The organism is Desulfosalsimonas sp. (assembly GCF_055149105.1).
Genome location: NZ_JBSRLA010000032.1, coordinates 25,381 through 38,902 on the forward strand (window position 1 = coordinate 25,381; position 13,522 = coordinate 38,902).

Annotated in this window: 11 protein-coding genes; 2 read left to right on the forward strand and 9 right to left on the reverse strand. The window is 56.0% G+C overall.

The genetic code is table 11. From position 1 onward, the window contains the following. Positions 1-12 precede the first annotated feature (12 nt). The 9 genes from ACTCIA_RS09285 to ACTCIA_RS09325 all read right to left on the reverse strand — a co-directional run bounded on the left by ACTCIA_RS09285 (position 13) and on the right by ACTCIA_RS09325 (position 11,094). The gene (locus ACTCIA_RS09285; protein ID WP_463001533.1) at positions 13-672 is read right to left on the reverse strand and encodes a TIGR04211 family SH3 domain-containing protein; all 660 of its coding nucleotides are present in this window, start codon (positions 670-672) and stop codon (positions 13-15) included. A gap of 344 nt (positions 673-1,016) precedes the next feature. Then, positions 1,017-3,203 (reverse strand): SF1B family DNA helicase RecD2, encoded by a 2,187-nt coding sequence (gene recD2 / locus ACTCIA_RS09290; RefSeq protein ID WP_463001534.1) that lies wholly within the window; start codon positions 3,201-3,203, stop codon positions 1,017-1,019. A gap of 9 nt (positions 3,204-3,212) precedes the next feature. Beyond that, positions 3,213-3,968 (reverse strand): septal ring lytic transglycosylase RlpA family protein, encoded by a 756-nt coding sequence (locus tag ACTCIA_RS09295; RefSeq protein WP_463001535.1) that lies wholly within the window; start codon positions 3,966-3,968, stop codon positions 3,213-3,215. Positions 3,969-4,004: 36 nt separating this feature from the next. Beyond that, on the reverse strand, positions 4,005-6,356 hold the full coding sequence (gene lon / locus ACTCIA_RS09300) for an endopeptidase La (protein WP_463001536.1): 2,352 nt from the start codon (positions 6,354-6,356) through the stop codon (positions 4,005-4,007). A gap of 48 nt (positions 6,357-6,404) precedes the next feature. Further along, positions 6,405-6,848 carry an Hsp20/alpha crystallin family protein gene (locus ACTCIA_RS09305; protein WP_463001537.1) on the reverse strand — a complete coding sequence of 148 codons (444 nt, stop codon included), beginning with the start codon at positions 6,846-6,848 and terminating at the stop codon, positions 6,405-6,407. A gap of 305 nt (positions 6,849-7,153) precedes the next feature. Then, positions 7,154-8,026, reverse strand: a complete 873-nt coding sequence (locus ACTCIA_RS09310) for a MipA/OmpV family protein (RefSeq protein ID WP_463001538.1) — start codon at positions 8,024-8,026, stop codon at positions 7,154-7,156. Further along, positions 8,023-9,360 (reverse strand): alkaline phosphatase family protein, encoded by a 1,338-nt coding sequence (locus ACTCIA_RS09315; RefSeq protein WP_463001539.1) that lies wholly within the window; start codon positions 9,358-9,360, stop codon positions 8,023-8,025. The genes ACTCIA_RS09310 and ACTCIA_RS09315 overlap by 4 nt, the downstream gene beginning before the upstream one ends. 37 nt (positions 9,361-9,397) lie before the next feature. Next, a complete protein-coding gene (locus tag ACTCIA_RS09320; protein WP_463001540.1) occupies positions 9,398-10,243 on the reverse strand; it encodes a sugar phosphate isomerase/epimerase family protein in 846 nt (281 codons plus the stop codon). Continuing rightward, positions 10,225-11,094, reverse strand: coding sequence for a hypothetical protein (locus tag ACTCIA_RS09325; protein ID WP_463001541.1), 870 nt, complete (start codon positions 11,092-11,094; stop codon positions 10,225-10,227). Before ACTCIA_RS09325 ends, ACTCIA_RS09320 begins: the two co-directional genes overlap by 19 nt. A gap of 78 nt (positions 11,095-11,172) precedes the next feature. Here ACTCIA_RS09325 and ACTCIA_RS09330 point away from each other — a divergent pair, with 78 nt between their 5' ends. Next, a complete protein-coding gene (locus ACTCIA_RS09330) occupies positions 11,173-11,325 on the forward strand; it encodes a hypothetical protein (RefSeq protein ID WP_463001542.1) in 153 nt (50 codons plus the stop codon). 346 nt (positions 11,326-11,671) lie between these two features. Next, positions 11,672-13,411: a thiamine pyrophosphate-binding protein gene (locus ACTCIA_RS09335; protein ID WP_463001543.1), complete on the forward strand. Its 1,740-nt coding sequence runs from the start codon at positions 11,672-11,674 to the stop codon at positions 13,409-13,411. The last annotated feature ends 111 nt before the right edge of the window (positions 13,412-13,522 follow it).

A 13,522-nucleotide genomic window follows, 5' to 3' on the forward strand; every position in this document is an offset into this window, starting at 1 on the left:
TGGGCTCTTTTTTTATCTCAGGCCGGGGCGCTTTTTCCTGGATGCGATCCGGTTTCCGATGATCATTCCCAGCAGCAAAACCCCGGCCCCGGCCAGGAACCATTTCAGACCCGCGGAGAAAAACGCGTCAGATACCTGCTTTTCCAGGGCCTGGATCCGCTGATTTTTTTCTTCCAGGGTTTTTGTGGCACTGGCGTGCTCGTCTTTGAGCTTCAGGTAATCCGCGGATTCCTCCTGAAGGGCGGCATATTCATTTTCCAGGGATTTGAGGTCCTCCCGGGTGCTTGTCAGCTCATCGGCCAGTTCCTGGTTGCGTTTGATCAGGCGCTGGTTTTCCTCGGTTAAAGACTTTACCTTTGTGCGCAACGGCCCGATTTCCTCCTGCAGAGACTCGGCAACAAGGCTTTTGGGCTTTTCCCTGGTGAGATAACGGGAAAACACCCAACCGGTGGTGTCATCTGAGAGGCGAATCCGGGTCCAGTTCTCCTCGGTTTCCAGGGTTTCCACGGTCCGGCCGGATTTGAGCATCTTGACGATCCGGTAATTCAGACCGGGACCGGTCCGAAGGGTGATTTCCATTAAATCGCCGATATAGCGGGTCTCGGCATGGGATGGGGCTGCCATGCATAGTGACAAAAATCCAAGAACGAAAACAATGGCCGTTTTTTTCATATTTTTACCGGTTCCTTTAAGGTGGATGGTGCCGTAAAAAGTCCAATATCTGCGTTACGCGCAATTTCTCAGAATTTCACGTACGGATAAGTACCCTGCATTCTTCGAAATTGCGCAAGCCTTGATCTTGAACTTTTTACGGCACCATCTGAAATCAGACTTTTTACGGTGCCATCAAGGTTTAATGTAAAAACAAAACATATCCAATCTGCCTGCGCGGTGCAAGACAAAATCCCGGTTTCGTTTCCAGGCAAGCCCGGCCGGGCTCTGTTTTTGGAGCGAAAAAATTGATCCCCACCGCAGGGCTTGCCTCCTGATCAGCAGCAAGCAATGCAAAAAGCTTTCTACGGACTGCAGGCCTGCAGATGCGCTGCCAGGTTTGAAAGGCGCCTGGCGGGCTTGTCGTTTTTCAGGGCAACGCCGATGGCTTTGGCATTGCCCACCAGTACAACCAGGTGCCTGGCCCGGGTGATGGCCGTATAGAGCAGATTGCGCTGGAGCATGACATAGTGCCGGGTGATCATGGGCAAAATTACGGCCGGATATTCCGATCCCTGGGATTTGTGCACGGTAATGGCGTATCCAAGGGTCAGTTCGTCGAGTTCATCGGCTTCATAGGAAACCGGCCGGCCGTCATAGTCCACCCGGAGAACCGGATCTGCGGCTTCTGTGCCGGTGATAATGCCGATATCGCCGTTAAAGACCTCCTTGGCATAATTGTTTTTCAGGTGCATGACCCGGTCGTTTACGCAGAATTCATGATTCAGGCCCTTTACCCCTTTTTTGCCGGGATTGAGGGCCTTTTGCAGCTTTTGGTTTAAGCTGATGGTGCCCGCCGGGCCCTTGTGCACGGGTGAGAGCACCTGGATGTCCCGGCCGGGGGCAAGACCGTAAATATCCGGCAGTGTTTGAGTGGCAAGATCCACGATGGCTTCTGCCGCCTCCTCGGGCGTGTGGGCCTCGAGCAGGCAGAATTCCTGCCCGTTGCTGTTTGCGTCCATGTTTTCGGGCTCAGGCGTGCGGCCGCGCCGGATGTTGTGGGCGTTGCGGACAATGGCGCTGCGGGCGGCCTGCCGGAAGATCTCAGTTAAAAAATGCACCGGAATACGGCCGGACTCGATAATATCGGCCAGGACATTTCCCGGCCCCACCGGCGGCAGCTGAAATACGTCGCCCACAAGGATGAGCCGGGCATTGAACCGCGTGGCGCCCACAAGGTGGTACATCAATTCCGCATCGATCATGGAGGCTTCGTCAACAATGAGCACATCTGCCTCAACAGGATCGTCCCGGGACTTTTCAAAACATCCGGTTTCAAAATGATAGCCCAGAAGCTTGTGGATGGTATGGGCGGTTTTTCCGGTGATTTCGGTCAGGCGCCGGGCAGCCCGGCCTGTGGGTGCTGCCAGGCAAACCCGGAAGCCCGCGCTTTTGAAAACCGCGGCAATGCACTGGACCAGGGTGGTTTTGCCGGTGCCCGGCCCGCCGGTGATCACTGAAACCGGGGAGGCCAGCACCCCTTCCAGGGCCTGTTTCTGCTCATCTGAAAGCCGGACGGCAAACCGGTCCTCCATTTGTTCTGCCGGATCAATGCTGTTTGAAAGAGCCGGGTCCGGACAAGAAGACATCATGGCTGAAAGGCGCATTGCAATGCCGGTTTCAGCCTCGTGGAGCAGGGGGAGATAGATATGCCGGCATCTGTCATTTGACTGCCCGTCGCCGTTGCCGGCTTCCATGTACATCTTGCCGGCAGCAAGCAATTGTTCCAGGCCCAGGCCGGCGGATTGGTTGTCGACTCCGAATTTTTGTTCAAGCTTGCGAAACAGTTCGTCTTCCGGATAAAACATGTGACCGGAAGATGCGCTCTGATAAAGCAGATGCTCGATGCCGGCCGCAGCCCGCACTTCCGGATCGGGCTGCAGATCCGCGTGTCTGGCAATGGCATCGGCGATCACAAAGCCCTGGCCCGGAATGTCTTCTGCCAGTCGGAAAGGATCCCGGGTGAGCACTTCCATGGCCTCAACGCCGTACTGTCTGAATATCTTTCCGGCATATGCGGCCTCTATGCCGTGCTGCTGCAGAAACTCCATGATATCGGCAATGCTTCTGTGATGCTCCCACTGCCGTGCGATATCCGCAGCCCGGGTTTCACCGATACCCGAAATTTCACGGAGCCGCTCAGGCTGGTTGTCCAGGATATCCAGGGCTTTTGTGCCAAAAGCTTCGATAATGCTTTCGGCAAGGCTTGGACCGATGCCCTTGATCAGACCGGAGCCGAGATACTGCCGGATTCCGTCCACCTCCGAGGGGCGCGTGATTTGGGCCTGCTGAAACGCGAACTGCTCCCCGTAGCGGGGATGGGTCACCCATTTGCCAAGAATTTTTACTGCCTGGCCCGGGGCGGCTCCGGGCAGGTGTCCCACAATGGTGACCCCGGCCCTGTCCGGCCCGGCTTCCATCTGCGCAACCGTGTAATGGGTATCTGTGCTGTGAAATGTGATCCGCCGGATCCGGCCCTGCAGCTCCATCATGGCGTCGGGTTACCTGTCATCACGCGCTACCGCAAAAGCGTCATGATAGCCCGCCCGGATCAGGAGCAGTTCTGTGTTCCGGGCTTTTGCCAGGGACTCAAACCGGCCCACCCGAACCCGGTAAAAGGTGGCATCAGCACGGTTGACCTCGGTGACGGTCACCGGGTTATAATCCGCTGCCGCAATGGTGTCGCGCATGGATTCTGCCAGATTCTTTTCCGAGAACGCCCCGATCTGGATGGTGAAATCCCCGCTATGATAATCGCCGTGGCTGCCGGAGGCCTTTTGGCGCTGCGGATGGTCTTTTTCCAGCACTGCGATTTCCACCGGTGCCGTGCCCGGTCCGATCATATCGATCTGCCGGGCGGCATGGCGGGAAAGGTCAATGATCCGGCCGTTGACAAAGGGGCCCCGGTCGTTGATGCGCACCACGGTCTGCTTGTTGTTGCGCTTGTTTTTTACCAGTACATACGTGCCCATGGGAAGGGTTTTGTGGGCTGCGGTGCGCGCGTCCATGTTGTAGGTTTCCCCGCTGGCGGTTTTGCGGCCGTGGAACGGGTGGCCGTACCACGAAGCGTATCCGGATTCGCGAAATCCGCGGGAATCCGGTATGGGGTGATACCACCGACCGTTTATCTGATAGCTTTTGGATGTTTTTTCAGCCGGCGGCGGGGTGGTTCGGCACCCGGCAAGCCAGAGGCCGGCGGCTGCCGCAAAAGCCAGAATCAGGGCAGCACGCCGGCCCGTACCCGGAGACAGGGTCATAACAGAAAATCCTTTGGTTCTTTTAAAGCCAGCCTGCTATTTGCCAAGGGCGATGCGAAGCACCTGGCGCATTTTCTCCACAAAATGAAACTCGATTTCTTCTTTGACATTGGCCGGAATGTCTTCCATGTCCTTTTCATTGAACTTGGGAAGGATGATGCTTTTGATTCCGGCCCGGTGTGCGGCCAGCACTTTTTCCTTGATTCCGCCAACCGGCATGACCTGACCCCGGAGGGTGATTTCTCCGGTCATGGCCAGATCCTTGGACGTGGGCGTGTTGGTCAGAAGCGATGCAATGGCGGTCAGCAGGGTGACGCCTGCAGAAGGCCCGTCCTTGGGCACCGCGCCGGCCGGCACATGGACGTGCAGGTCGTGCTTGTCAAAAAAGTCTTCGGGTATCTTGAGTACGCCGGCATTGGCCCGGATATAGCTTAAGGCCGCATTGGCCGATTCCTTCATCACTTCCCCGAGCTGGCCGGTGAGGGTGAGCTTGCCGCTGCCCTTCATGGTTGTGGCCTCAATAAAAAGAAGATCCCCGCCGGCCTCGGTCCATGCCAGTCCCATGATCACCCCGGGGGTGGCAACCCGTTTTTTGATCTCGTCAAAGGAATAGCGCACCGGGCCGAGATAATCGCGTACATCCCTGCGGCCCACCTTGACGAATTCGGCTTCCTCTTTGGCGATCTTTGTGGCCGCACCCCGGCAGATGTTGGCCAGTTCCCGCTCCAGGTTGCGCAGGCCCGCCTCCCGGGTATAGCCGGAAATAATGTGCTTGACAGCCCCCGGAGTGATGTTGATCTGATCGGCTTTCAGGCCGTGAGCGGTTCTCTGGCGGGGGATGAGAAAGCGCGTGGTGATCTTTAGCTTGTCTTCCATGGTATAGCCCGACAGCCGCAAAACCTCCATGCGATCGAGCAGGGCCGGAGGGATGGTGTCGAGGATATTGGCCGTGGTGACAAACATCACCTTTGACAGGTCAAAGGCCACGTCCAGGTAATGATCCGTAAACGAGTAGTTCTGCTCTGGATCCAGTACTTCCAGAAGCGCGGATGACGGATCACCCCGGAAGTCTGTGCCCACCTTGTCGATTTCATCGAGCATGAACACCGGATTTTTGGAGCCGGATCTGCGGATGCCCTGGATGATGCGTCCCGGCATGGACCCCACATAGGTGCGCCGGTGGCCGCGGATTTCCGCCTCATCCCGGATGCCGCCCAGGGCCATGCGCACAAACTTGCGCCCCAGGGCCCGGGCAATGGAGTTGCCCAGCGATGTCTTGCCCACTCCGGGCGGGCCCACCAGGCACAGAATCGGCCCCTTGATCTCCGGGTTGAGCTTGAGCACGGCCAGATATTCCAGTATCCGGCGCTTTGCTTTTTCCAGGCCGTAGTGATCGTTTTCCAGAACCTTTTCCGCGCCTTCCAGGTCCAGGTGGTCCTCTGTTATCTCGTTCCAGGGAAGGGCGGTCATCCAGTCCAGATAGGTAAGGGCCACGGAGTATTCGGCCGATGACGGATGCATGCGGCTCAGCCGGTTTAATTCCCGCTCGGCCTCTTTTCTGGCTTCTTCGGGCATGTTTTTTTCATGGATCTTTGTGCGGTATTCCTCCACCTCGCTGCCGGACTCATCCATTTCCCCGAGTTCCTGCTGGATGGCCTTGAGCTGCTGGCGCAGGTAATATTCCCGCTGCTGTTTTTCCATGTCGCCCTTGACCTGGGACTGGATTTTGTTGCCGATTTCCAGGATTTCAAACTGGTAGCTCACCAGCTGGGTGACCTTGCGCAGCCGGGGCTTGATGTCATAGAGTTCGAGTACTTCCTGCTTTTCCTGAACCCCGGAGTCTATGGTGGAGGTGACCATGTCGGCCAGGGTGCCGGGTTCCTCCAGGGACTTGGCCATGGAGCCCATCTCGTCGGGCAGGGCAGAGGACAGTTGTACCACCTGCTGGTACTGGGAAACCAGGTTGGACATCATGGCCTCGATTTCCTTGTCCCGGGCCTCCTCGATGTGGACATGTTCCACCTGTGCCTTGAGATAGGGCTGGGTTTCCAGGTACTCCCGGACATTAAACCGCCCGATGCCCTGGAGCAGAATCTGGGCGCGGTTGTCCTCTGCCTTGGCCATTTTCAGGATCACCGCGCTGCAGCCGACTTCGTAGAGATCCTCTGCGCTGTATTCGTTTTTGGGGTCCGTGTGCCGGGAGGCCACCACGCCCACCAGCCGGTCCCTGGACATGGCCTCGTCAATGAGCTGGATGGATTCCTCCTGCATGACAATCAAGGGCAGGACCATCTTGGGAAACAGCACCACGTTAAACAGCGGGAGAATCGGCAGCTGCTCGGGTATATTGTCAAGGTTCGGAGTTTGTTGCTGCGGGCTTTGTGCCATTTATTTGCCTCCGGATCTGTCCGTTTGAAATGGGTACAAGGATTTGGTCTAGTCCGAACTGATCGGAATTGTTTGCCGTTTCTGGGACGGCAGTTTGGCGACCTCGATGTAGAGAAATCCGTTTTTATGCCTGGCAGTAATGTTTTCCGTATCCACAGGGGCCTTCAGGTAAAGGATCCGCTCAAACGGGCCGTACTGGATTTCAGCCAGGCGATACCGGCCGTTTGGCGCCGGCGGGGCGCCCTGCCGGCGGCCGGAGATCCGTATGGCCCTGGGGTTGACTTCCAGTTCCAGGTCCTCCTTGTCCACACCGGGCACCTCGGCTGTGATGTAGATCTTTTCCGCTGTCTCATAAATATCGAGCTGTGGTTTCCAGGTGGCCTGGGAGGAAAAGGAAAACATCGGGCTCATGGATTGAAACAGATCTGATATGTTTTTTTGGAAATTGGATTCGTTAAAATCATTGGTGAATCGAATCTTGATGTATTCCATCAGCCGAACTCCCCGGATTGGCGATTGAAAGTTTCAAGGTTGACGGCTTTGTAAAAAGCCCAATATCTGCGTTACGCGCGATTTTTCAGAATTTCACGTACAGCTAAGCACGCTGCATTCTTCAAAATCGCGCAAGCCTTGATCTTGAACTTTTTACAAAGCCGTCTAAAAACCGACTTTTTACGAGTGCATCAAGGTTGCCCGGCCTGCTGCAGGCCCGTGCACTTCTCTTTTATTAAATTAACACCGGTTTGCGGATTTGTAAAGTTGCCAGGAGGCCACGTTTGGCCGGCAGCCGGGGGCGGTTACTTTTTGGTTGAAACACTGCGCTCCGATCGGCCCAGTACCCATGCCACGCCGCAGCCCGCCATGAAGCTGTGGCGGGTTTCCACCAGGGGACTGTCTTCAAACACGGCCCCGGCCAGGTTGTCGTATCGTATAAACATGCCCACCCAGGTGTTTTCAAACCGGCGGCTGGCAGAAAACATAAGGGAAGTGCCGCTGTAGCCGCCTTCGGCCTCCCAGGCCGGCCGGGTTTCTGTGGCGTATTCATGGCTGACTTCGTAATAATATGCGTGGTAGCGACGATCGGCAAAAATCGGTCCCAGGGTGGCCCCGAAATTCCATCCCCCGGCCCTGTCCATGAGATCGAGATTGAGCTGGGGATGGGCCTTCCAGCCCTCATGATCAATGAAAGTGAAATCCGAGGCAAATACCGCCCGCACGGGCAGGCGGAAGCGGAGTCGGGTGCGGTTGTTTTCGTAAAGCAGGTAATTGACCGACGGGCCGATTTCCCCCACCGGATCCAGGTCCGGCATGTTTTCCCGGGCATCGCCCTTGTCGCTGGAAGCCGGTATGGCCCCGTCTGCGCTTATATCCACCCGGAGTTTCGGCGTGTCATACAAAAGACCCCGGATGCCCTCCCGGTCCACTTTCAGAAAATCGCCCCGGAAGATCACGTAGGGCATGGGCACCAGATAGAATTCCTGGTTTTCCGAGCCCCGGTAGGCGGGCATGGTCAACGGGGCAACGCCGATGCCAAGCTCCCACAGGGGTTTTTGCTCATGGGTTTGAGCGTGCACAGGGGCGGCAAGGGCGGTCATGCATGCCAGTGCGGCAAAAAGAAGCCGTTTGCAGGCCTTTGTCCGTATCATAAAAAATATTTTGGCTGTGTTCATGAAAGTTGTCTGCTTCCTTTTTGTTTGTTTATGGTAAATGCCGGGTAGTTCTCAGACCGGTAGGCGCGCTTGTGCGCACCCAGGCAAAGGCCCTGGAGCATGGCCCGGTCCGTGCTGTTTAAAATCATGTGCATAAGATCCGCGCCGCGCAATTGGCCAAGGCTGCCGGCTGTTGCGGCGATTTCGTCAAACCGGTACACCGGGTCTTTTCGGATGGCGCCGCCGGCCATGGTCAGGGGCACGGTTTCGCCTGAATGAATCAGTTCGGAGCAGCTTGGCGTGCTGTGATCCGCCGTGACCACGGCAAGGATGTCTTTTTCTTTGCTTTCCAGAAAATTCAAAAGCCCGGAAAACCCGCTGTCCAATGCGGAGATGACTTCTGCCTTGCGCTCCGGGGTTTCCCTGTGAGAGACCTGATCCGGGACCTTGGTGTGCACGTGGATAAAGTCGTGGTTCGGATCGTCAATGGCGGCTTGGATTCTTTCGGCCAGGTCTTTTCCGGGGTCGGCCGAGTCCCGTACCCGGGTGAAATCAAAGCCCAGTTCCATGGCAAGACCCTGATAGACTGAACCGGATGCGATCATGGCCGGGGAAAACCCCCATTTTTCCGCAAAAGCCGTAAGCGGCTTTCTTTTTCCAGCCCGCTGGGTCACAAGGAAATTGGGGTTCATGGCCGGTGTCGGGACGCCGGGGTCTGGGGCCGGGGCGGTTAACCGGTCCGCGCACCAGGCAAGGTAATGGTTTAGAGCGGCGGCGGTTTTTTCCGCCCGGTCCGGCTCTTTGGTGCGGGCAAGGGGCATGACCCTGGCAACGGGGCTTTTTTCCAAAACAGGATCCGAATCTGAAATATCTGCGCTCACATGGCCGGAGAGGGTCAGGATTGCATCATTGCGCCCGGTCTGATGGAGCCGGAAGTTGATTTTTTTGTAATCATAGGCGCTGATCTGTTTGTAAAACCGGCTCAAAAAATCCCGGTCCCCCGGGATATCATCTCTGCCGTGTTCCAGAAACGCCCTCTTGTTTGTGTCAATTTTGATCCGGCAGAGATGGGCCAGCACCAGTACGTCGGAATCGGCAAAAGGCACTTTCCCGCCCGCAGCCTCCAGCAGGCCCCGGCCGGGAAAATCTGCAAGGTTGTAGCCAAACATCAGAAAATGGGCCATCTCGCTTGGCAAACAGTACCCCGGGGACAGGGCGTGATAGGTCCCGTTGGCCCCCATGGCGGCAATCCTGTCCAGATTGGGGGTGCGGGCTGCGGCCAGGGGGGTTTTGTGTTCCAGCCGGGCATAAGTGCGGTCGCCCAGACCGTCTAACAAAACCAGGATTGCTTTCATGTTTTGATTCTCCATTAGGGGGCGCGGGCGATCGGGTTTAAAGTGCGATGGTACTCGTTTGTTTTTTTCCCCCCGGTCCGGCCAGGTATTGGTCAACGATCTTTCGGGTTTGCATCAATCCTTCGGGTTCCCTGATTTCAAGGGTCCACCAGGTGCATCCCGTGTCCATGAGAAGATCCAGACGCCGGGCAATGTCGGCCATATCTGATGGCGGAATATGTCCCTTTCCCTCAATTTCCTCGTGATAGACATGGGCGCTGCAAATCCGGTTTTTGTGCGGGGACAAAAAGTCCTCCGGGCTGTACTGTTGAGTCTGCACGGCCTGACAGACCCGGGCATGGCCGATGTCAAAGGTAATGCCCGCGCCGGAGTACCGGATGAGTTTTTCGAACAAATTGGGCTTTGCCGTCCACCCCCACGCAAGGTTTTCCAGGCAGAGGCGCACGTTTAAGCCTGCGGCATAATTGACAAGTTCCCGGAGGCTTTCAATGGTGGTGTTCCATGACAGAATTCGCGTGGTATCCCGGCCCAGACCCACATGCAATGTCAGGTAACCTCCCCCTGTCTTGGCGACCAGTCGGATGATTTTTCGAAAAAGGCCCGTGGCACGCCGCTGCTGCGCAGGATCTTCATGGCCGATATCCACCCGGTCAAACGGGCAGTGATAACGGATTTCCAGGGGGGCCAGGGCTTTGATTTGCTTTGCCCACAGGCTTTCTTCACGGGGGCTTTGGGGTATGGCGGCGATGTCAAATGACCAGTCAATTCCGTCAAAACCGTGTCTCCGGGCAAAAGCGTAAAGGTCCCGTGGATTTTTCATAAAATTGCACATGGCGATTTTCACCGCCGGCTTTTTGAGTTTGTTTATTTCTGATTCATGCATTGACTCATGACCTGGCTTGCGATTTTCTGATGCGCTGGTATCTGACCGTCCATGTAGGCGGTTACAATCTCCCGGACAACCGGGCCGGCAAATTCATGCAAATAGCGCATAACCGGTTCAATGTCCACGCCTGTTGGCCCTGTGCATTTTTTGTAATTTCCTGAAAGGCTGCAGCAAAGCTGTTCTTTGCCCTGCTGCCATGGCATTTCCAGGATTTTTTCAATTTCAGTGCCGTCAGCAATTTCAGCCAGGGGCATGTTTAAGCGGATGCCAAAGAAGCTCAGGGCCTCTGCGTAAAAATCCAGGGCTTTTTTGACCTGGTTGATTTTGACGGCTCCGCTGTGGGAGGTCCGTTCCCCTGCGATAATATTGGCATTGCCCAGTTTGCCGGCCAGGGGAGCGCGCACGCTGTGCAGGTACAGATGGCAGCCCGGGCACGGCGAATATTTGCCGAAGCGTTCCACGCAGTCGCTTATAAAACGGCCGTTTAGCGCATGCCAGAATTCAGGCGAGCCCACTATGAGCAGCGGGTGCACCCGGACTTGCGGCAGGCGCCGGGCAAGGCGGTCGGCGGCCTCCGGCACGCTTTGCCATTGGCCGTACTCGGTTCCGGTATAGGCATAGACCGGCAGAAGGTTGCTGTATCCGTGTTGTTCGGCTGCACATACCGCGGCGGCCACACTGTCCCGGCCGGCGATTTCAACAATGGCCAGATCCCGCATCTGCTGATAGGCGGCGATGTGTTTTTGCGGCAGCATCCATTCGGGCAGGGCAGTGACCAGTTCCGGCTTGTCCCGGAAAACCGCCGCCAGTTTTTTGTTCCGGTCATTTGTTGCGCCAAAAGTGCTCATCCTGGCTCCAGTGGTCTGACGTGGATCGGTTTGAGGTGTGAATCTGCTGCGAATAAATATACATTTTTATGTGCAATAGTGAAAGGCACAATCCTGCAGCCTTTGAAAAAATCAGCAGCTGCAGGCCTGATTTTTGGGCAAATGGAGCGGAAAATATTTTTTGCTGATTTTTATGATGGCACAAAGATTGCTTTTGTAAAAGCAGTTGACCAGTTAAGTTGTCCTCCTTAATTGTCAACCTCCCTGATTCAGCAGCGCACCGGGAATTGCCGGTCTGGTGCGCTGCTGATTTTTTTTGCGCTCATGGCAGGGCGCAAAACAGTGGTTTCCATGTGTTGCCGTTACACGTGTTACCCGGACGTTGGGGTAACGTTTTTAACGGCCGCTTCTTTCTGATTTGCCGAAGCCCTTGTCCGGGAATATATTGCTTTATATTCCAGCCGCAATCCCGGTGATCTGCCGGCGTTTATCAATGCGTGTCTCAAATTGCCGGAAGCCTGACAGAAAACCGGTTTTGGCACATCACAGGGTGGCCGGCTTAAAACCCACTGCAGCGCCTGGCGGCAGGAGTGAATGTATGAACGGCGGACAAATCATTGCGCAGATATTAAAGGCCCGCGGAGTGGAATTTGTATTCACCCTTTGCGGGGGACATATCTCTCCGATACTGGTGGGGGCAAAACAGGAGGGAATACGGGTTGTTGACGTAAGGCAGGAGCCCACAGCCGTTTTTGCCGCTGATGCGGTCTCAAGGCTGACCGGTGTTCCCGGGGTTGCGGTCGTCACGGCAGGCCCGGGTGTGACCAATTCGGTCACGGCAGTGAAAAACGCGCAAATGGCCCAATCACCCCTTGTTTTGTTTGGCGGCGCACCGGCCACGGCTTTGCGGGGCAAAGGCGCACTGCAGGACATCGAACAGATCAAGCTGTTTGAAACTCTTGTGAAATGGTCAGCCACGGTCAGGCAGGACTGTGATTTGGCAGCCATTGTTGAGGAAGCCTTTGATGTGGCCAAATCCGGAATCCCCGGGCCTGTTTTCATCGAATGTCCCATTGATCTGCTATATGACGAAAAGGTGGTGCGCGGATGGTATCAAAGAAAATCAGGACAGGGCACTGGATTAACAGACAGGGTGACAAACTGGTATCTGCGCCGGCATGTGGACAAGCTGTTTGCCTGCTCGCCGGTCAGTGTCAAACATGCTGAAAAACAATCCATTGATCCGTTTTCAGTTGATTTCGAGGATGTGGATGCGGTCTGCAAAAGGATTTGCCAAGCCAGCAGGCCGGTGATGATCATTGGCAGCCAGGCGGCCCTGAGGCCCGAAAAGATACATGCGCTTTCCGATGAATTAAAACAACTTGAAATCCCGATCTTTCTGGCGGGAATGGCAAGGGGGCTTGCCGGGCCGGATCATCCGGCGCAATTCAGACACGGCAGAAGCAGTGCCTTAAAAGCCGCTGATCTGGTTATCATCGCGGGCATGCCTTGTGATTTCCGGCTCGATTACGGCCGGCAGATCAGCAGCGACGCCTTTTATATTGCCATAAACCGCAGCAAAGCGGACATGAAGCAAAACAAAAAGCCCGATCTTGCGATTCAGGCAGATCCGTGCACTTTCCTGCTTGCCATGGCCGGGCGGCTGGAATGTGGGCCGCAGGATTCGGTCATCGGCGATTGGACACGGCGGCTTCAGGAAAATGAGAGCCGTGGCAGAGAACGGATCTCGCAATTCATGGGCGCACAAACCGATTTTATCAACCCGCTGTATCTTTGCGACCGGATAAGCCGCGCAATGGATGAAAACAGTGTCATCATCGGCGACGGCGGCGATTTTGTGGCCACGGCCTCCTATATTGTCCAACCCGGGGGGCCGCTTTGCTGGCTTGATCCCGGACCCTACGGCACCCTGGGGGTGGGAGCCGGATTTGCGCTGGCAGCCGCTCTTGTCCGGCCGGGTTGTGCTGTTTGGATCCTTTACGGTGACGGGGCTGCAGGCTACAGCATAATCGAGTTTGACACTTTTGTGCGCCACGGGCTGCCGGTTATCGCTGTTGTGGGAAATGATGCCGGCTGGAGTCAGATTGCCAGGGAGCAGAAAGAGATTTTCGGCAATGACGTGGGCACTGTGCTCAGGCACAATAAATACGATGAGATCGCAGGCGGGCTGGGTGCAAAAGGTTTTCTGCTCTCAGATCCCGAGTCAATCGATTCTGTGATGAGTGCTGCAAAAACAGCGGCCGGAAAAGGGCATCCGGTGCTGATCAATGCCATAATCGGCGGCACGGATTTTCGAAAGGGCTCGATTTCCATGTAGTGATGGCGCCGGAAAAAGCTTTTTACCGCGTCCGCTGTTTGTCAGGAAGGAAGCCCTGCGGCCGGGGTCAGTTTTTTCGCTCCTGACCGTTTACGGATTCAGCCAATGCCT